The following is an 18934-nucleotide window of genomic DNA, read 5'->3' on the forward strand; positions in this document are numbered from 1 at the left end:
GAGGTTGGGCGGCCTCTGGGTTCTAATAATAGGAGGGCCCATGGACAGACGACAGATTGTGGAACGACATCAACCGGAGTTGAATAAATGGGACCCCGTGTCCCCGTTTACCGTAGGCAATGGAGAGTTTGCGTTCAGCGCCGATATTACCGGCCTGCAGTCTTTTCCGAATCAATATGAAGTGCCGCTCGGCACGCAGTCCAATTGGGGATGGCATTATTCAGGGGGACCTGAACTGTACACCGAGCGTGATGCCGCGTACCAGGCTTACGATACGTACGGCAGGCCGGTTGGGTATGCCATGAAGCCAGGGGATAAGGCTGAGGCTTATCACTGGCTTCGCCAAAACCCCCATCGCCTTCAGCTTGGGCGTATTTCGTTTCGATTCTTAACCGAGTCGGGTGAAGAAGCGCAAGCGGAGGATATTACGAATATCAGCCAAAAATTGAATCTATGGTCCGGTATATTGAACAGCGAATTCGTTGTACATGGTGAACCGGTTCATGTCATGACGGCTTGCCATCCGGCGATTGACGCTATTGGTGTTAGGGTCATTTCGCCGCTAATTAAGCAGGGAAGGCTGCAGGTGTTCATCCGTTTTCCTGCACCTGATATGACCTCTGCTACATGGGCCAAGGCCGTATTCCCGGATCTTGGCAATGACGGCAGGCATCAGTCGGAACTGAGAGAGTCAGGCATTAACGGAGCAAGTATTGCGAGAAGCATGGATGCGGATTCTTATAAGGTCAGCTGGTCTTGGAGCGCCGGGAGCCTTGAGCGGACCGGCGCGCACGAGTTCACGCTGCTGCCGGACGCGAGCGGCGAGTCACTGGAATTCTCGATCGGCTTCGGGCAGGAGTCGGCGCAGACATCAGAAGTCAAGGAGATAAAGGCCGCGAGCGAGCGTCACTGGGAGTCGTTCTGGATGAGCGGCGCGGCGATCGATTTCTCGGGAAGCGCTGATCCAAGAGCTTATGAGCTGGAGAGACGCGTCGTATTGTCCCAATTCTTGCTTGCGCTGCATAGCGGCGGGTCGCTGCCGCCGCAAGAGACCGGACTGATGTACAACAGCTGGTTCGGCAAATCCCATCTGGAGATGCATTGGTGGCATGCGGCTCATTTTCCATTGTGGGGCAGAGAAAATTATTTGCTTAACAGCATGGATTGGTATGCGCAAATCCTGCCTGTGGCGCGTGAATTGGCGCACTCTCAAGGCTATGAGGGGGCGCGTTGGCCCAAGATGGTAGGCTTCGACGGCAAGCCTTGCCCATCGCCGGTTGCAAACGGTCTAATATGGCAGCAGCCGCATCCGATGGCGCTCGCCGAGCTGTGTTATCAGGCTGATCCATCGAGCGCTACGCTGGAGCGGTTCCGCAGCATCGTGTTCGAATCTGCTGATTTCATGGTATCCTTCGCCCACTGGAATGAAGAGAATCGAGTCTATGATCTGGGACCTCCTCTTATTCCGGCGCAGGAATGCCATCCTATGGAGGGCAGCAAAAACCCGCCCTATGAGCTGGAATACTGGAAATATGGTTTGGAAATTGCGATGCGCTGGGCGGAACGCATGCAGCAGCCTGCCAACCCGCTATGGGCAAAGGTTGCCGGTTCGTTAGCTGTGCCTCCGCAGGCGGAGGGCGTATATCTTGCCCATGAGCTGTGCCCGGAAACATTTCTGACGAAAAATCGCGACCATCCGTCCATGCTGGGGGCACTTGGCATTTTGCCGGGTACGCTGATCGACCGCAAGGTCATGCGGGATACTTTGTTGAAGGTGAAGGAGGTTTGGATCTGGGAATCGGCGTGGGGCTGGGATTTCCCGATGTGCGCCATGACGGCGGCAAGACTTGGAGAACCGGATCTCGCCGTGGATTTCCTATTGCTGGATGCTTCCAAGAATACGTATTTAACCAACGGACATAATTATCAGCGCCCTGGCTTGTCCGCTTATCTGCCTGGCAATGGTGGTCTGCTGGCAGCCGTTGCCATGATGGCTTCCGGCTGGATGGAAAGCGATGGCGGAGAAGCGAAGGGGGACATGGCTGTCAATAACCCAGGCTTCCCGCAGGATGGAAGTTGGTCGGTGAAATGGGAAGGGCTGAAGCCCTGGCTGTAGAGGTTTCTAAGGAATTCATATTCAGGAGGCGAGAGCATGTCTGCAAAAGGAACAGTGTGGCCCTCGGAACGGAAGACGGAGACCGATCGGCTAACAGGACTTGAAGTGACACAATTAACCCATTATAAGGCGCACAGCCATCATTTATATTTTACAGAAAACGGTTGGTACGACGGGGAAGAGCGGCTGCTGATGATCTCGGATAGGGGCAACTGCACGAACCTGTACAGCCTGCATGTGGAGAGCGGGTTGATTACCCAACTGACGGATTACAACGATGTTGATCAATTGGATGCTTGTTTATCGCCGGATGGAAGCGCGGCGTTTGTCAAGCTTGGCCGGTGCCTTATTCGTCTGGATCTGATATCGCTTGAAGAGAAGCTGATCTATGAAGCGCCGGAGGGCTATCTCCTTGGCAATGCAAACGCGACAGCCGACGGCCGTTTCGTTATGACCTGCGTGCAAGAGGATTTGTCGCATCGCATTCGGCTTGATCTAGGCAACGGCTATGTCGGCCATCGGGAGCTGATGGAGGCCGCGCCTCACAGCATGATCATACGAGTTGATGCTCAAGCTGGAGGCGGAGAGAAGGTATATGAAGCAAATCGGTTCATTACCCATATTAATACATCTCCAAAGGAGCCATGGCTTATGACCTTCTGTCATGAAGGCCCATGGCATCTGGTTGACCATCGGATATGGGGGCTGGACCTGCGCACCGGCCAAGCTTGGAAAATCAGGGAGCGGCTGGAGGGCGGCGAGAAGGTCGGGCATGAATTTTTCTATCCCGACGGCGTGACGGTCGGCTATCACGGTTTCCGTGCGAACGGCACCAACTTCTTCGGCAGCATTCATTATGACAATTCGGGTATGGAAGAGACGGAGTTCGGCTTCGATACTTGGCACGCATACGCGGACGGTTTGGGGCAGGCGATCGTGGATGGCAAGGGTGCGGTCAAGACACTGAGCCTGTGGCGCAAGATTGAAGGCGTGTACGAGGGCCCTCGCATCCTGTGCGAGCTGCGCTGCAGTTTTCATTCGCAGAAGGTGCATGCCCACCCGCGCTTTAACACGAACGGAAAGAAGCTGCTGTTCACAAGCGATAAGAACGGCTATGGCAATTTATATCTAGTCGAGATTCCAGAAGACTTTACTTCTTTACCGCTAATGGCAACGTAAACGAAGGAGGAGAAGCTTGATGAACGCTGCAACTGAAATCCTTAGCGCAGAACGCATATCCGTTAAGGTCGCTAGAACGATCCTGTCCCAAAGCAAGGATGGCTATCACCCGAATATTGCGGGCAAATGGGGTTATGTGTCCGGCATGACGCTAACAGCGATCGGTCGGCTCGGAGATTGGACATCTGAACCCGAATATCAAGCGATGGTAAAGCGGCATATGGACGTCTTCGTCCAAGAGGACGGTTCCATTCGCGGCTACGCGCTGGAGGAATACAATCTCGACCATATTAACAAAGGGAAAAATCTGCTGAAATTATGGAAAGAGACTGGCGAATCCAAGTATGAGCATGCGGCTCGGCTTCTAATTACCCAATTGATCGGCCAGCCCCGTACGGATGAAGGAGGATATTGGCATAAGAAAATATATCCCTTCCAAATGTGGCTGGATGGCTTGTACATGTCTTCGCCTTACATGGCCGAGTTTGCCAAAACTTTTGGCGAGAGCGGTTGGTTTGACGAAGCGGCGCATCAGCTGCTTCTGATCGAACGGCGAACGCGTAATCCTCAAACGGGATTGCTGCATCATGCTTGGGATGAGAGCAGGGAGCAGTATTGGTGCGATGGCAGCACGGGCCGCTCACGCCATGTGTGGGGCCGGGCAATGGGTTGGTACGCCATGGCGCTAGTAGACTCGCTTGAGCATTTTCCCGTCCATCATCCGAAACGCGGCCAGCTGATGGGGATTTTCGAGCGGATGGCAAATGCGGTGCTGCGGGTGCAGGATCAAGAGAGCGGCGTATGGTATCAGCTTATGGACTCCAACGGACGCCAAGGAAACTATTTGGAGTCGTCGGGCTCTTGCATGCTGACTTATGCGCTCGCGAAGGGGATTCGACTCGGCTATTTGTCGGAGATTGACAGGCAGGCAGCGGAGCGCGCATATGAAGGCATTCTTGACCGCTTCGTAACCGAGGATGAGCAAGGGGTTCATCTTCACCATATTTGCAACGGAGCCGGCTTGGGCGGGCGCAAATACCGCGACGGCTCCTATGCTTATTATATGAGCGAGAAGGTCGTCAGCGATGTACTTATGGGTGTTGCTCCGCTGCTGCTGGCGAGCGTGGAAATAGAGCGGCTTCGGGAGCAAGCAGATTCTGAAATAGATTCTGAAAAGATTTAACGCGGCTTTGACGTTGATCATTCGAAGGAGGACTGATAGGGATGCGGGAGCCAAAAGACAACCGCAGCGCCGATAAGCTCTTGATGAATTATCCCGCATCCTGGTGGCGGAACATGTGGCGCGAAGCGCTTCCCTCAGGCAACGGCGTAATCGGTGCATCCATATTCGGTGGCGTCCAGGAGGAAACGGTGCTGCTTAATCATGCTCGCCTATGGCATTGGGGGAGCAGGGATGAGCTGCCGGATGTAAGCGGCACGCTGGTTCAAACCCGCAGGCTGATGGATGAAGAGCGTTATGCCGAGGCTAGCTGGCAGCTCGCGAATGCTTTAAAGGAGCGCGGGTACGGGACGAAGCTCGCTTCCAGATTCCCGCTTGCTGCGATCTGGCTTGCCATGCCCTGCGGCAGTGCTTTTCGCGGGTACAGCCGAACGCTTGCGATGGACAGCGGAGAAGTAACGGTAGGCTGGATGGACGGATCAAGCGAGTACCGGCGAAGGCTGTTCGTATCGCGCGCTGACGATACGGTTGTTTATGAGCTTGGAGGGTACGGGGAAGCTCGAGTATCGGGTGAGCTTGGCCTTGTTCTTCACCCGAGCGACCGCTGGGCGGATACGCCTGAATTCAAGGAGCTTGAGCAGTCGATTGAAACCAGCGCTGCAGGCGCATATGCCTGGTTCGCTGGAACGAATGACGATGGAACGGATTACGGCGCAGTCATGCATGTCATTCCGGAGGGCGGATGCATCGAAGCGGAGGGAGACGTGATCCGGTTCGAGGGAGCGAGACGGTTGCTCGTGCTTGTGAAGCTGTTCGTCCTAGGCGAGCGGACCAAGGACTGGGAACAATTGAAGAAGAAATTGGCCGAGCTTGCTGTTGGTACCTCTTATGAGATCTTGCTGGAGCGCCATCTCGTTCTCCACCGGCCTTTGTACCGTTCAGCCTCGCTCAAATTGGATGATGCGGATGATGATTTGCTTTCCAATGAGCGCCTGCTGCTGGATGCGTATGAGGGGGAAGCGCCGCCCGCGCTTGTACGCAAGATGTGGGCATATGGCCGTTATTTGTTTTTGAGTGGAACTGCAGCTGCGGAAGAAGCGGAGCCTTTCGGGCTGTACGGCCTGTGGGGAGGAGACTATAGGTTGGTATGGAGCCACAACATGGCGAACGAGAACATTCAGATGATGTATTGGCATGCGCATGTTGGAGGACTGGGCGAACTGGTCCCTTCCTTATTCCGTTACTATGAGGGATTGATGGATGATTTTCGTGAAAATGCGAGCAAGCTGTATGGCTGCAGCGGCATCTATATCCCGGCAGGCACGACGACGGGTATCGGTGTTCCTAATCAGATTGTGCCAGTCATTCTGAACTGGATCGGTGCGGCGGGCTGGCTGGCCCGCCACTATTATGAACATTTCCGTTTCACGGGAAATATTCAATTTTTGCGGGAGACGGCGCTGCCTTTCATGCTCGAGGCACTGAGGTTTTACGAGGACTTCCTAGTTGCTGGCGAGGATGGTTTTTACAAAATGTATCCCTCCGTATCCCCCGAGAATACTCCGCTCAACTTCATGCCGTCAGACGGCAAACAGCTGGCACATCCGATGCCTACGGCGATTAACGCGACGATGGATATTGCCATATTGAAGGAGCTTCTGCAGCATGTAATAGAAGCGAATCGGATGGCAGGCGGCGATCCGGAAGCCGAGAGGGAATGGAGCCGAATGCTGACGCGGCTGCCGGCGTACCGACTGAATAAGGACGGCGCGGTCAGCGAGTGGATTCATCCGGCTTTCGAGGATCGCTACGCACACCGTCATCTCTCGCATCTGTACCCGGTCTTCCCAGGGCAGGAAGTAACAAAAGAGAGTGATCCAAGCCTGTTCGGAGCGTTCGAAACGGCAGTGCAGCGGCGTGAAATCGGAGCCCAAAGCGGCTGGTCGCTGGCCCATATGGCGGCAATTTATGCGCGGCTGGGCGATGGAGACAGCTCCTTGGATTGTTTGGATATCCTAGCAAGATCGAGTCTGATGCCCAATCTATTCACGCTCCATAATGATTGGCGGGGGATGGGCGTCTCGATGCAAATGCCTGCGGCTCCGGTGCAATTGGACGCCAATATGGGGTGGGTGAATGCCGTTCAGGAACAGCTGCTTCAAGTATCGGCCGACCTCATAAAGTTACTGCCGGCGCTGCCGGGGCGTTGGAAGCGCGGACATCTAGCCGATTGGAGGTTCCATACGGGCAAAGTGGCACTTCACTGGAATCGAGATACGGGCTCGTTCAAAGCGGTGCTGACAGCCGATAGGGATACCGATACGATCGTCAAGCTGCCTGATTGGGCAGGAGCCTGCACCATAACCGGCGGAGACGTTCAGTCTTCTCCGCTCGGTCCTACTTACTTTACGGTACGAATGAAGAGCGGGGCCCTGCCGGTTGTCTTCGAATCTTGAAAGAAATTAATGATCGCATTTCAAAATAGGGTTATTGCACTTATGCTGCAAGGCAGCCATTCCATCTATGATGGAATGGCTGCCTTTTAAGTTTTACAAGAGAGGACAGGGAGTGTTTGAGGGATTGACCGTGACGCTATTGTTATGGACAATACTGTATTCAATGACGGAAGGGGGATATCAGACGCCTTGCTGCAAATAGACCAGCATCGAGTAAGATGGAAAAAAGGCGAACGGGAACGTATTATTGTACGCGTGCATGGCTGTAAACTCCGGGTTCCCAACCAAACATATGTTTATTATGAATATGAAACGGCGAAAGCGTTCCATGCTGACTCCGAACATAGCACTATGGACAGAAACAACTCTATTGAATTATGGTTAGACATGGAAATATAAATGAATAATAGACAAATTAAAAAAGAAGGTGAAGCCATGGACGCGGTACGGATACTGATTGCCGACGATGACAAGGAAATCAGGGATTTGTTGAAGAAATATTTGGAACGAGAGCTTTATCAAGCAGATGTTGCGGAAGATGGAGAGCATGCCCTGCGCTTGTTTGACGCTAACAAATACAACCTTGTTATATTGGATATTATGATGCCACAGGTGGATGGGATCGAAGTATGCAGAAGACTGCGGAACAAATCTAACGTTCCTATATTTATGCTCACGGCCAGGGATCATGAAGTGGAGAAAATATTGGGTTTAAGTATTGGCGCTGACGACTATATAACGAAGCCGTTCAGCATTAATGAGGTTGTCGCCAGAGTAAAGTCGCTTATGAGGCGATATCTGATCTTAGGGAGCGAACGGGCTGCCCAGGGCAATGCAAAGATCACGTACAAAGGTTTCTCGATCGATCTCCGTCAATATACCGTTAATGTCAGCGGAAACGAGATATCCCTTACGGCTAAGGAATTTGAACTGCTTAAGTTCTTCGCTACTAATCCCGGACAGGTTTTTACCAAGACCCAGCTATTTCGTAATGTATGGGATAGCAACTACATAGAAGACGACAACACGGTAATGGTGCATATCCGAAAACTGCGCAAGAAAATAGAAAAGGACCCTTCCAACCCTAGGTTCATTCAGACGGTATGGGGGATCGGTTACAAATTTACGGGTGAAAAAGATGAATCTTAATAAGCTCATCGTGCTTCTTGCGGTTCAATGGATCATCATCGTTGGGATTGCTATCACGGTTACGAATCGCAACGGATCAGTTGTTACACAGTGGATTTTATTCGGTGTATCTATCGTAGTTATGGGCATTATTTTGGCCATGGTGCTGCGTTTCCGCGTGAAATTGGTGCACATGTCCGCGGAGTTAAAACGAGCGGTTGACGGTAATTTCAAGACCCGATTATTTGCAAAAGAAGATGCGATTTGGAATGAGGTTGTTTTTTCAATCAATGAAATCATCGGTCAGCTGGAACAAGTTAAAATCGAATCAGTCAAATCGCAGTCGACGAGAGTAAGTCTCTTGTCCAGCATTTCACATGATATTCGAACGCCTCTCACCTCCATTATTGGCTATGTGGACGCCTTGAAGGACGGCATTGCCGCTTCAGAACAAGAGAAACAGGAGTATATCGCGATTCTGTCGATAAAAGCTTCCGCGCTCAAGGAAATGATTGATGAGATTTTTATAATGGCCAAGCTCGATGCCGATGAGATACCTCGCAAAGAGGAAACTATCGATTTGGGCGAGCTGACCAGAGAACTGTTGATTGAGTTTCTACCGGAGCTGAAAAAGAATGGAATCGCCTTAGAAACACAGATTTCGGATGTCAAATACTCAGTGCGGGCAGACCGAATGGGATTGATGAGAACGATCGGAAATATTGTGAAAAATGCTGTGCAGTACGGGAAAGATGGGAAAGTGCTGGGTGTAGATTTACTAGAGTTGGACGATGAGTACAAATTGATCATATGGGATCGGGGGCCGGGGATACCGGAAGAGGAGCTTGTGCATATATTTGAAAGAAGCTACAGAAGTGACAAGGCGAGAAGCTCGGTAAGCGGTGGAAGCGGTCTCGGGCTAGCGATAGCTAGGTCGCTAACGGAAAGAGAAGGCGGACGGATTGTTGTCCAAAGTAAGCCGTGGGAAAAAACGTCTTTCGGCGTATTTTTGCCGAGAGACGGCTTGAAAATTAAGAAACGATTAAAAAATAGATAAGAAGCTGTTAAAATCGTCTGTCTATAATAATGAGAGACACACGAAGAGAGGTGATTCACGATTAGCGTTATTATTAGAACCACAAACCTGACAAAGGCTTACGGTAAGTCATTGGTGGTCGACAGTGTAAGCATGACAGTCAATCAGGGCGAAATATACGGTTTTCTAGGACGGAACGGCGCCGGCAAAACAACGACCATTCGCATGCTGATGGGGCTGATCAAACCTACGGATGGCCAAATCGATATATTCGGCGAAAATCTGGCTCACCGTCAAAAAGATATTTTACACAGAATCGGGTCGATTGTTGAGGTGCCGGGCTTTTACGAAAATCTGACTGCGGCGGAGAATTTGTCTATTAACGCCAAAATAATGGGGCTTCACAAACGAAATGCGGTTGCGGAAACGCTAGAGATGGTTGGACTGCAGGATGAAACAAGGAAGGTCGTAGCAAAATATTCTGTCGGGATGAAGCAGCGACTTGGCATTGCGAGAGCGCTTCTTCACTATCCAGAGCTACTTATACTGGACGAGCCTACCAACGGGCTTGATCCAATCGGGATCAAGGAGATACGCAAACTGATTAAATTATTAGCAGAGGAACGCGGAATCACCATTCTTTTATCGAGCCATATTTTATCCGAAATCGAGCAGCTTGCGGATCGTGTTGGCATTATTCATAAAGGTAAATTGCTGGAGGAAATCGCATTTGACAAGCTTCGCCAAATTAATCGTAAACATGTGGAGTTTCAAGTGTCAAACGAAAATAAAGCCGCCATGATTCTTGAGAATCATTTTAACATCATTGATTATGAAATTCGTGAGCAAGGGCAGATCCGTATTTATTCGCATTTTGGTGAGCAGGGTCAAATCAATAAAGTATTTGTTCAGCATGATATCGAAGTTTCAAAGATTGCTGTCAGTGAGGACAAATTAGAAGATTATTTTACTCAGCTCGTGGGAGGCGGAAGCATTGGTTGATCTGGTCTACACAGAGATATTGAAGCTTAAACGCTCTAAAATGTTTTTATTAACGTTCATAGGTGCCTTGGTTGCTCCGTTTCTGGTCGTAGTTTCGACTTATATCCATGTTCATAGCAATGAGCCGACAGAGCAGATTTTGTTTGCTGAATTATTCTTTGACACCAACTTATATACGACGTTACTGATAGGCGTTCCACTCTACGGTGTGGCGACAGCGTATCTTTTTAGTCGGGAATACGCGGAGGATACGTTGAAAAATTTGCTTACTATCCCGGTTTCCCGCACTGGCATACTTGTCAGCAAGATGCTGCTTTTATTCGTGTGGATCATTGCGCTTACGATGGAGGCTTGGGGATTGACACTGCTGCTGGGCATGCTCGGACAGTTTGATGGCTTGACGTTGTCCTTGCTTCTGCAGTCATTCACGCAATTTATCGTTGCCGGCTCGTTTCTGTTTGTTCTTTCCACGCCTGTTATTTTAATTACACTCCTGTTGAAAAATTATGTGCCAGCGATTATTTTGACCATTGTGATTACTTTGATCAATGTTATGGGTGGGAACTCCGAGTACAAAGGATTGATTCCGTGGACAGCGGCATTCGATATTGTGAATGGAATGCTCCTGCCGGAGTATCCCGCTATATTCTCATACATTTCGATCGCTTTGCCATCAATTGGTTGTTTCATCGCAGCACTTCTCTACTTTAGAAAGGCGGACATCCATTAATGAATGATATCATCAGCGCGATTATATTAGGTATTATTGAAGGGTTGACCGAGTTTTTGCCCGTATCTTCTACAGGGCATTTGATTTTGGCAGGTCATTTGCTGGGTTTCGAAGGTGATGCAGCTACCACGTTCAAGATTGTCATTCAACTCGGTGCTGTGTTGGCGGTATTCGTGCTTTATTGGAAAAGGTACTTGGATATGTTAAAAGGGTTGCTGGCTTTCAACTTTTCCGCAGCGAGGAAATTAAACGCCATTCATTTGATAATCGCCATGGTTCCTGCGCTTATCGTTTACCTTATTTTCAAGGATGTCATTAAACAAGAACTGTTCGGGCCGGCACCTGTATTAATTGGCTTGATCCTGGGAGGAATTCTCTTGATTATTGGCGCACGGGCAAATCGGAAAGTGACTACCGAGCATACGGACGACATTACCTACAAACAGGCGTTTGGAATCGGATTGTTTCAATGTCTCGCACTATGGCCGGGTTTTTCAAGGTCGGGATCGACGATAGCGGGTGGAATGCTGCTCGGAACAAGCCAAAGAGCCGCTGCGGATTTCACGTTTATGATATCAGTTCCGGTCATGCTCGGTGCAACGATTCTGGACATGTATGACAACCGCGAGTTATTGACGTCGAGCAATTTGATGCTGTTTTTAGTCGGGTTTATTACGGCGTTTATCGTGGCCATGATTGCCGTCGTTACTTTTTTGAATTTAATTAAGCGACTTAAGCTGGAATGGTTTGCTATTTACCGTTTTGTACTCGCAGCGGTATTTTACATCTTTTTAATGTAATATGGATGGCAAATTGATTTTTATCATATCGTCAAAAATAGTTGCAGTTAAGATCGGATGATAATGCATTTTATGGATCGTAAAAGATTAAGCAACTCTCATTATTTATTAATAAAAAGGTTCATTATCCTATTCTTGCTAGGTTTTTGTTCTCATAGGAATTATTTAGGTAACTTAATTCCTGCTATATTTGTTACTAACCTAACGAATGGGAGGCAACAAATTAATGCAGCTAGAGGTACTGAAAAAGAAGTTTGCTATTGTAGGGATGAGTGCGATAATCGGGTTTAGTGCTTTAGGGATAGGACCGGCACCTTTTACATCTAAAGTTGAAGCAGCCGTGACCTATGAGACTAAAGTCGAGTTCGGGGTATATCTTAGATCCCAACCGAGCACCAGCGGAAAGAAGATTCGTATGATCTCCAAAGGCGAGAGTATTAACGTAATCTCCAAGGTCAACAGCTATTGGTTGAAGGTTAGCACTAAAGATAAGAAAACCGGGTACATATCGGCTAATACGAAATATACGAATTATAAAAGCGGCAGCAGCGGCAGTAGTCAAACAGCTTCAGTCTCGAAGGCCGAAAAGGTCATCCGTTTAGCCGAGAGCTACAAAGGCCGCGTTAGCTACGTCTTCGGTGCGAGAAATCCAAGCCGCCTTATTTTTGACTGCTCGTCCTTTACACAATTCATCTTCAACAAGGTTGGGGTAGATTTAAAGTGGGGAACGAAAGTTCAGAAAAATCAAGGGTCTGCTGTAAGTAAGAGCAATCTTCGCAAAGGCGATCTGGTCTTTTTTGATACAATTGGCAGCAATAACCGTGCTATTAATCATGTTGGAATTTATATAGGTGAGGGGAAGTTTATTCATAATACGCCGTCTGTCGATGGAATTTCCATTAACAGCTTAAGCTCCGGCTGGTGGTCTAGTCATTACGTCAGTGCGCGTAGAGTTTTGTAGTAGATAGATAATCCAATAAGTAGACTTCAAACTCCGTCCAGTAGTGTGCGGAGTTTTTTGTTTGTTTTGCAGTTGATTACCCACAAACGATTCAGTATGGTTCCCATCCTGTTGATCACGATTGTGGTGATTGTTTGCGCCCCACTTCTGCTATGGATTTGAAGCAGTCCGCTCCTCGCATTAAAGGTATTGGACAGCGAAATATACAACCACTCATCCTTGTTTTTGCGCTTATGAATGCTTTCTCAGAAGAAATCATCTTTCGGTTTTCGTTTGTTGCCGTTGTCAGCAAATATGGATTCTCCCCGTATGTAGCGCAAGGATTAGCAGCGGTGGTCTTTGGCGTCGTTCATTATTTTGGAAACCCAGGAGGGATATTGGGTGTATTGATGGCTGCTTTTATCGGATGGTTTTTGGCCAAATCGATGTTAGAGACGAAAGGATTCTTCTGGGCGCTGACGATTCATTTCTTGCAGGATGTCGTTATATTCAGTGCCTTGTTTATGAAATAATTCGGAGCACGGTTGATTTGAGGTGGCTTAGCATAGCAATCTGGATGAAGAATCCATGGAGGAGATCTTTTATGCAGCGGAGACGGTTGACGAGCAAGATCAAACAGCAATGGATCCAAGAAGAATGGTCAAAAAGCGTAAACCCACTTATATAGCCTGTCTGTACAAAAGAGCGACCCTGCTAGCAGTCGATTCTTATTGTATAGACAGGCTATAACGGTTTGAGCAGGATGTAGGTCAGTTGACGGTAGACGTTGAAGAAATACGGTCTACTATTCTTAGAATCAAGGTAACAGATTCGGCCCGAGTCGTGTAACCGCCTGGCGCAAACTTGTTATTGCCCCTTCCCTTGACTATGCCTATGTCCGTAGCTGTCGCAATGGCTGGGTAAGCCCAATCAGGAACTTGGTCCGCATCATCATAGGCGAGTGGAGGACTCAAATCCATCTTGTCTTCATACCCTACTGCACGCATCAGCATGACTGTGATCTCGGAACGAGTAATCCATTGTGACGGTCTGAACGTCGCGTCTTCGAATCCTTTAACCAATCCGGCAGCTGCCGCTTGCGAAACATGGGGTTTTGCATACTCAGGGATGTGCCCATGGTCCTTAAAAGGTTGTGCCAGGTCTGATTCAGAAGACAGAGCGAGCGCTCTTGAAAGCATCGTAGTGAATTGAGCGCGAGTTACCTCGTTCTGCGGAGCGAATCTGCCATCCGGATATCCGTTGATCCAGCCCATCTCCGTCGCCCTTTCAATATTTTCCTCGGCCCAGTGGCCTTTAATGTCAAGATAGGTAATCGGACTCTTCTTAGCAATGCTGACCTTCAACAACAAGCCGGGCTCTGCAGTTGTGCTGCCGCCCACGCTGTCAACCAGCTTGACGCGCGTTAGTTGAATGGCGGCATCGCTCTGACTGATGGCTTCGAATCGCAACGAAGCGAAGCGCACTTGTCCGCTCTCGCCCTTGGTATTGCCTACCGTAGTGTGTGCGAATGTAATTTTTCCGTTCTCGATGATCGGAGGGACCGTGAAGCCTCCCCAAGCAGTGGATGCTTGACGGAATCTTAATACCTTCGGGTCGTAGTTTAGACGAAGCTCGTATCCATAAACGTCCTTCGCGCTATGGCCTTCAACAGTGACCACTACTTCATCGCCAACTTTTGCTTTGCTGATGGAGCTGCTTAGTGAGAAAGTGGTTTTGTCCTCGGCGAATGTCATGGCCGGCAACATCGCGAATAGCAGAAGCGTGGACAGCAGCAGCAGTAATATTCGAATCTTCAAGTGAATCGTCTCCCTTGTTCATAAAAATCGAGAATAGGAATGGATAGGCAAGGGACAGCTACAAGGGTATCGACCGTATCAAGCCTTGGCGATACCCTTGGGCTGTGTGATAACTATTATTTTTTCAAGATGAGACGTGCCAGAGCGGAAAGATCCTCAATGTCGATTGTGCCATCAGCATTGATGTCGTACTTCTTCACTTGATTCCAATCCGGGCTATCTGAGGATTTGCCATAAGCTTTAGCAACCAGAGCCAGGTCGCCAACGCTAACTCTGTCGTCGTCGTTGATGTCGCCCGGTACTGTTGGTTTGCGAATCTCAACCGTATGCGTATCTCCACCTGCTTCCACTTCTACTCCTTCGCCATCGGCAAGGACGAGCAGCGAGACTTCGATATTCGATATTCCGGCTGTTTCCTTTGCTTTGAAGCTTAGCTTAATGAGATCCTTGTTCGGATTGTTTGCGCTATCATTCAAATGGATGCCGAGAATTCGTATGATTCCTTCTTGCTCATCCGTATCCACAATTTTAAATTTTTCAGAATCCAACGATACGGGCTGACCGGCAAGCTCCAGCTTAACCGCGTCGTATTTGATCGTAATGTCTTGCGCATACACGTCCTTCTTCACGTACTGCAGGCCGTAGGTGACATCGAATTGTTGTCCTGGCTGCACCAATGCTGGGCCTGACAGAGTTGCGGAAGCGGCGACAACTGTCACCTTAGCAGTCACCTTCTCAACAATATCCTCAATCGTACCCGCTACCTCGAAAACTCCTGGCGCCTTATAGAGCTGCGGATCAATTGCCTCCCATACAACAGCACGTTCTTCAGTAGCAATTCCCGTAGCGCTGTGATTGACATCTACAGCCACCGTTTCAGGGAGAACAGGAGCAACTCCGGGTTCTGTTGCAACTTCCACATTCGCTATCTCTTTAATTTTGCTTTGGGAGAATAGCCAGTCGATCAGCATGCCGCGCTCCGGATGTACGTATTCGTTGTAGACCGGAAGCCATACGGAGTGCCCATCGAATCTGTGGCCGTTATAAGGGGGATCAAGCAACTGGTTAAAAGGAATGATGGTCAACAGGGAGTCGTTCCAATAAGGCGAGTAGGTTTTGTCCGTGTTCACTACAGAGTTGTACAAGAAATCTTCTGCATCGACAAAAGTCCACAGCGGCAAATTGGCTACCTTTAAAGCATTTTCCACATTGCCAGGACCACCCGCAGGACATAAAGGCGCAGCCGCAGCAGCAAAGTCGGGGTATGTCTGCAGGAAAGTCCAGGTGGAGCCTCCGCCCATTGAGAACCCGGTAATATAGACTCGGTTCGGATCAACCTTGCCCGCATCGATCATGTCGTCGATGATAGCTTTAACTTTGTGCATGCTTTGGACAGTTGTTGCATTACGTGGGGCTAGAACATGAGTAGGATACTTGGCTTGATTCTCGGGGTTGGCCCATACGGTACCCCCGTTACTGAATCTGATAGGCGTATAGATATCGTTGCCCTGTCCGCCGCCATGGAAGAATACGACCAAAGGCAGCGGCTCCTCAGCATCCTCGTTATAGAAGTAACTGTAATCCAGCCCGTCATAGTTAGCATATTTGTATTTGTCTAAGACAGGACTTACAGCTCCGGTCTGGTTGAATGCAGGTACAATGGAGGAACCGTCCACATATTCAAGTTTGTTCCCATTAAGTGTGATCGTATATTGCAGATTGAGGGTGTAGCCCCCATCAATCGTTGTACCGCCGTCGCCCCAACCAACGTCAGCAAAATCAACGACAATATACCGACCGGTATCGGAAGGAGTACCGGAATCATTCACTTGGCTAGTATAAACATCTGTGACCACGCGTGGGCCGTCATAAACAACAAAGTCAGCGTTGACCTTTCTAGTAGCTTTCACATGTATGTTAAAGTCCGATACAGACAGTTTGGAATTGCTTACAATTTTGCCTGCGTCAATAATGACAGCATCCGTACGCTCCTCAAAAGCAAAGTTCACATTTTTGAGAATAAACGGCAAAGTAATATCCGGTGTTGCTTCTGAAGCGAAAGCCGAAGGTATGCTGAAAACCATCGCTATGAGAAACAAATAAAGCGTAATGAATCTTTTCTTAAACATTTTCCGTTGCTCCCTTCAAAACGAATGTTTTAGAAAGTTTCCAATTGATGCTTTTTATAGTGAATAATTTCATTCCCCCTCTTCATTTGTCATACATGTGGAAGTTTCAGGAGCTCCTTTTGTATACGCTTTCAGTATATTAACTCTTTACATGAGCAACAATGTGCATTTTTTTACATACTTACCCGTTGTTTACTTAATTGAGAATTTCATCATAGAAACTCCATGAACTTTTTTTTGCCACGGCAATTGTGATCATTTTTGTATAAATAGGCGCTATTCATTTGCTAAATGGTCTCTTTTAAAGCTATGTCAAAAAAATATTTTTTCAGCGTGAAAAATAATGGGCTCTTCGATTGTATTACTAATGTAAGGACGACATTAGGAAACCATGAGATAGCCTGGTTAATCCGAACAAGGAATAAATGCTTGAATTTTAACCAAAAACTCTACGAGGTGAAAATGATGAAAACTACATTCAAAATGATTACTCTTACCGCTGTTACCGCAATATCCTTAACCTTTGCAGGTCAAAGCTTCGCGGCTACCAAAAACTTTTCGGATATTTCGAATATCGCTGCAAAGGATAAAATTATTGCCTTACAAGAACAAGGCTTAGTCAAAGGTGTTTCGGACGACTTATTTGCCCCGAATAACACGATCACAGCTGCGCAAGGGGTTCAGCTTATTGTGAATGCTGCGAATCTGAATCTAGATCTAGTCAGATTCCTTGTAGCACCCAAAGCTACGGATTATTTCAAAAACGCAGACAATAATGCTTGGTATGCGAATGCATTAATTACCGCAAGCGTTAATGGGGTCGTATTACCAGCTGATCTGGATCTTAACCAGAAATGGACGCGTGAAGAGTTCACTTACCAGCTTATTAGCACGTTTGAAACACATAGCAGTTTGCCGATGATTAAGCTTGCTCCCGTTCAGATCAATGATAGCACGGAGCTAACCGTTGATTATGATGGAGCCATTCAGCGCGCGCTTTCTTATAACGTAGTGAAATTAGATGAGCAGGGGAACTTCCATCCTAAAGCGGAGATTACTCGTGCCGAGGCAGCGGAACAAATCTACAATGTTCTCGAATACATTAAGGCACATCCTGCACCATCGTCACAACCAGATTCAGAAACAAACGCAAAAAGATCTCCTTCGTCAACTAGCCCGCAAATACCAGGAACAATATAGGAGCTACATTTTTTCAAAATGATAAAGCGGTCTCCCAGCGTATGGGAGATCGCTTATTTTTGTCTTTATGGAGGATTAACCTCATTCTCAAGTAGCGTTCCTTCAAGCGAAAAATTCTATCTTGATTTGGCGAACAAATTGTATAAATAGACAGGTTGTTGGCTATGTAGGGATGCGCTATACTTCTAGACAAAATAGGAGATGCATTGCTAGAGGAGGCGTGAATGAAATGAGTGCGTTTAACAATAAATGGATATGTCATTATGCGAAAGAAGGGTATGACCAATACCAGGAACAGATCTCTCGGGGAGAGATGGAAACGATCGAATATCTATCTCAAACAGTAGGCAATAAACGTAAAATGATGATATATACCCCTCCGGGGTATTCAAGTGAATGGAAATATAGCGTGTTGTATTTGTTGCACGGCATTGGCGGAGATGAAACAGAATGGCATAATCATGCGAATCTGCAGACCATTCTCGATAATTTGTATGCTGACGAAAAGCTTGCGCCTATGATCGTTGTTCTGCCTAACGGGCGCGCGATGCTGAACGACAGGCCGGAAGGGAACCTATTCGATGCTGACAAATTAAAAGGATTCGAGAATTTTGAGTCCGACTTGCTTCATGATCTAATTCCTTTTATTGAATCAAACTATTCGGTTTTGATAGGGCGAGAGCATCGAGCGCTTGCCGGGTTGTCTATGGGGGGAGGCCAGTCATTGAATATCGGACTGGCAAACCTTGATTATTTCGCATGGATTGGCGGATTCTCATCCGCACCTAACACGAAGGAGCCCGAGCTGCTTGTCCCAAATCCGGCAGCAGCGTCGGCTCGTCTCAAGCTGTTATGGCTTTCATGCGGAGATCTGGACAATCTGAAGTATGTCAGCGACAAGATGCATGCGTATTTGACGATGCATCATGTAATGCATATATGGTATGAGGAGAACGGGAGCCATGATTGGCTGGTATGGAAAAATGATTTATATCATTTTTCTCAACTTCTATTTCAGCAAGAAGATTAAATAGCAGCATGCGTTCGAGGAGAAATCACTACAGGAACATAGCTCGATATGCGTCAATGTAAAGTATAGATTCAACGAAAACCCTTCATGAAATACATGAAGGGTTTTCGTATTACTAAGGCAGTTATAATTGCCTGCTGCCATAGTTGGAAAATTACGCAATGAAATCCCGTTTATGATTGCGAATCAAT

General features: G+C 48.1%; 15 protein-coding genes. 13 read left to right on the forward strand and 2 right to left on the reverse strand.

Features of this window, described 5'->3' with window-relative positions:
- The first annotated feature begins 40 nt into the window (after positions 1–40).
- The 11 genes from FHS16_RS02180 (at position 41) to FHS16_RS02230 (ending at position 13100) form a co-directional block, all read left to right on the forward strand.
- Complete coding sequence (locus FHS16_RS02180) at positions 41–2116, forward strand: glycoside hydrolase family 65 (protein ID WP_183558210.1); 2076 nt, start codon at positions 41–43, stop codon at positions 2114–2116.
- Positions 2117–2152: 36 nt separating this feature from the next.
- Positions 2153–3295 (forward strand): oligogalacturonate lyase family protein, encoded by a 1143-nt coding sequence (locus tag FHS16_RS02185; protein ID WP_183558213.1) that lies wholly within the window; start codon positions 2153–2155, stop codon positions 3293–3295.
- 19 nt (positions 3296–3314) lie between these two features.
- Entirely contained in the window at positions 3315–4478 is a 1164-nt protein-coding gene (locus FHS16_RS02190) for a glycoside hydrolase family 88/105 protein (RefSeq protein WP_183558216.1), read from the forward strand.
- 41 nt (positions 4479–4519) lie between these two features.
- Entirely contained in the window at positions 4520–6931 is a 2412-nt protein-coding gene (locus tag FHS16_RS02195; protein WP_183558219.1) for a glycosyl hydrolase family 95 catalytic domain-containing protein, read from the forward strand.
- A 435-nt stretch (positions 6932–7366) separates the two neighbouring features.
- Positions 7367–8080 carry a response regulator transcription factor gene (locus FHS16_RS02200; RefSeq protein ID WP_183558530.1) on the forward strand — a complete coding sequence of 238 codons (714 nt, stop codon included), beginning with the start codon at positions 7367–7369 and terminating at the stop codon, positions 8078–8080.
- Positions 8070–9116: a sensor histidine kinase gene (locus FHS16_RS02205; RefSeq protein ID WP_183558221.1), complete on the forward strand. Its 1047-nt coding sequence runs from the start codon at positions 8070–8072 to the stop codon at positions 9114–9116. The genes FHS16_RS02200 and FHS16_RS02205 overlap by 11 nt, the downstream gene beginning before the upstream one ends.
- A gap of 60 nt (positions 9117–9176) precedes the next feature.
- Positions 9177–10097: an ABC transporter ATP-binding protein gene (locus FHS16_RS02210; RefSeq protein WP_312890762.1), complete on the forward strand. Its 921-nt coding sequence runs from the start codon at positions 9177–9179 to the stop codon at positions 10095–10097.
- Positions 10090–10827, forward strand: a complete 738-nt coding sequence (locus FHS16_RS02215; RefSeq protein WP_183558227.1) for an ABC transporter permease — start codon at positions 10090–10092, stop codon at positions 10825–10827. The genes FHS16_RS02210 and FHS16_RS02215 overlap by 8 nt, the downstream gene beginning before the upstream one ends.
- Entirely contained in the window at positions 10827–11627 is an 801-nt protein-coding gene (locus FHS16_RS02220; RefSeq protein ID WP_183558230.1) for an undecaprenyl-diphosphate phosphatase, read from the forward strand. The genes FHS16_RS02215 and FHS16_RS02220 overlap by 1 nt, the downstream gene beginning before the upstream one ends.
- Before the next feature lie 226 nt (positions 11628–11853).
- Complete coding sequence (locus tag FHS16_RS02225) at positions 11854–12588, forward strand: C40 family peptidase (protein ID WP_183558232.1); 735 nt, start codon at positions 11854–11856, stop codon at positions 12586–12588.
- Positions 12589–12722: 134 nt separating this feature from the next.
- Positions 12723–13100 carry a CPBP family intramembrane glutamic endopeptidase gene (locus FHS16_RS02230; protein ID WP_246431537.1) on the forward strand — a complete coding sequence of 126 codons (378 nt, stop codon included), beginning with the start codon at positions 12723–12725 and terminating at the stop codon, positions 13098–13100.
- A 237-nt stretch (positions 13101–13337) separates the two neighbouring features.
- Here FHS16_RS02230 and FHS16_RS02235 read toward each other — a convergent pair whose 3' ends face one another.
- Positions 13338–14384 carry an S-layer homology domain-containing protein gene (locus FHS16_RS02235; protein ID WP_183558235.1) on the reverse strand — a complete coding sequence of 349 codons (1047 nt, stop codon included), beginning with the start codon at positions 14382–14384 and terminating at the stop codon, positions 13338–13340.
- Positions 14385–14500: 116 nt separating this feature from the next.
- Positions 14501–16513: a cohesin domain-containing protein gene (locus FHS16_RS02240; RefSeq protein WP_183558238.1), complete on the reverse strand. Its 2013-nt coding sequence runs from the start codon at positions 16511–16513 to the stop codon at positions 14501–14503.
- 462 nt (positions 16514–16975) lie between these two features.
- Between FHS16_RS02240 and FHS16_RS02245 the strand changes: the two genes are divergently transcribed.
- Both FHS16_RS02245 and FHS16_RS02250 read left to right on the forward strand, forming a co-directional pair.
- Complete coding sequence (locus tag FHS16_RS02245; RefSeq protein ID WP_183558241.1) at positions 16976–17713, forward strand: S-layer homology domain-containing protein; 738 nt, start codon at positions 16976–16978, stop codon at positions 17711–17713.
- Positions 17714–17942: 229 nt separating this feature from the next.
- Complete coding sequence (locus FHS16_RS02250) at positions 17943–18743, forward strand: alpha/beta hydrolase (RefSeq protein ID WP_183558243.1); 801 nt, start codon at positions 17943–17945, stop codon at positions 18741–18743.
- Positions 18744–18934: the final 191 nt, after the last annotated feature.

Origin of the sequence: Paenibacillus endophyticus (assembly GCF_014192395.1) — a bacterium.
In the GTDB taxonomy this organism is placed as follows: Bacteria; Bacillota; Bacilli; order Paenibacillales; family Paenibacillaceae; genus Pristimantibacillus; species Pristimantibacillus endophyticus.

Coding starts and splice junctions, on each gene's coding strand:
- FHS16_RS02240 (WP_183558238.1), bottom strand. CDS start 16,513: ATGTTTAAGAAAAGATTCATTACGCTTTATTTGTTTCTCATAGCGATG.
- FHS16_RS02225 (WP_183558232.1), top strand. CDS start 11,854: ATGCAGCTAGAGGTACTGAAAAAGAAGTTTGCTATTGTAGGGATGAGT.
- FHS16_RS02205 (WP_183558221.1), top strand. CDS start 8,070: ATGAATCTTAATAAGCTCATCGTGCTTCTTGCGGTTCAATGGATCATC.
- FHS16_RS02190 (WP_183558216.1), top strand. CDS start 3,315: ATGAACGCTGCAACTGAAATCCTTAGCGCAGAACGCATATCCGTTAAG.
- FHS16_RS02185 (WP_183558213.1), top strand. CDS start 2,153: ATGTCTGCAAAAGGAACAGTGTGGCCCTCGGAACGGAAGACGGAGACC.
- FHS16_RS02250 (WP_183558243.1), top strand. CDS start 17,943: ATGAGTGCGTTTAACAATAAATGGATATGTCATTATGCGAAAGAAGGG.
- FHS16_RS02180 (WP_183558210.1), top strand. CDS start 41: ATGGACAGACGACAGATTGTGGAACGACATCAACCGGAGTTGAATAAA.
- FHS16_RS02200 (WP_183558530.1), top strand. CDS start 7,367: ATGGACGCGGTACGGATACTGATTGCCGACGATGACAAGGAAATCAGG.
- FHS16_RS02245 (WP_183558241.1), top strand. CDS start 16,976: ATGATGAAAACTACATTCAAAATGATTACTCTTACCGCTGTTACCGCA.
- FHS16_RS02220 (WP_183558230.1), top strand. CDS start 10,827: ATGAATGATATCATCAGCGCGATTATATTAGGTATTATTGAAGGGTTG.
- FHS16_RS02195 (WP_183558219.1), top strand. CDS start 4,520: ATGCGGGAGCCAAAAGACAACCGCAGCGCCGATAAGCTCTTGATGAAT.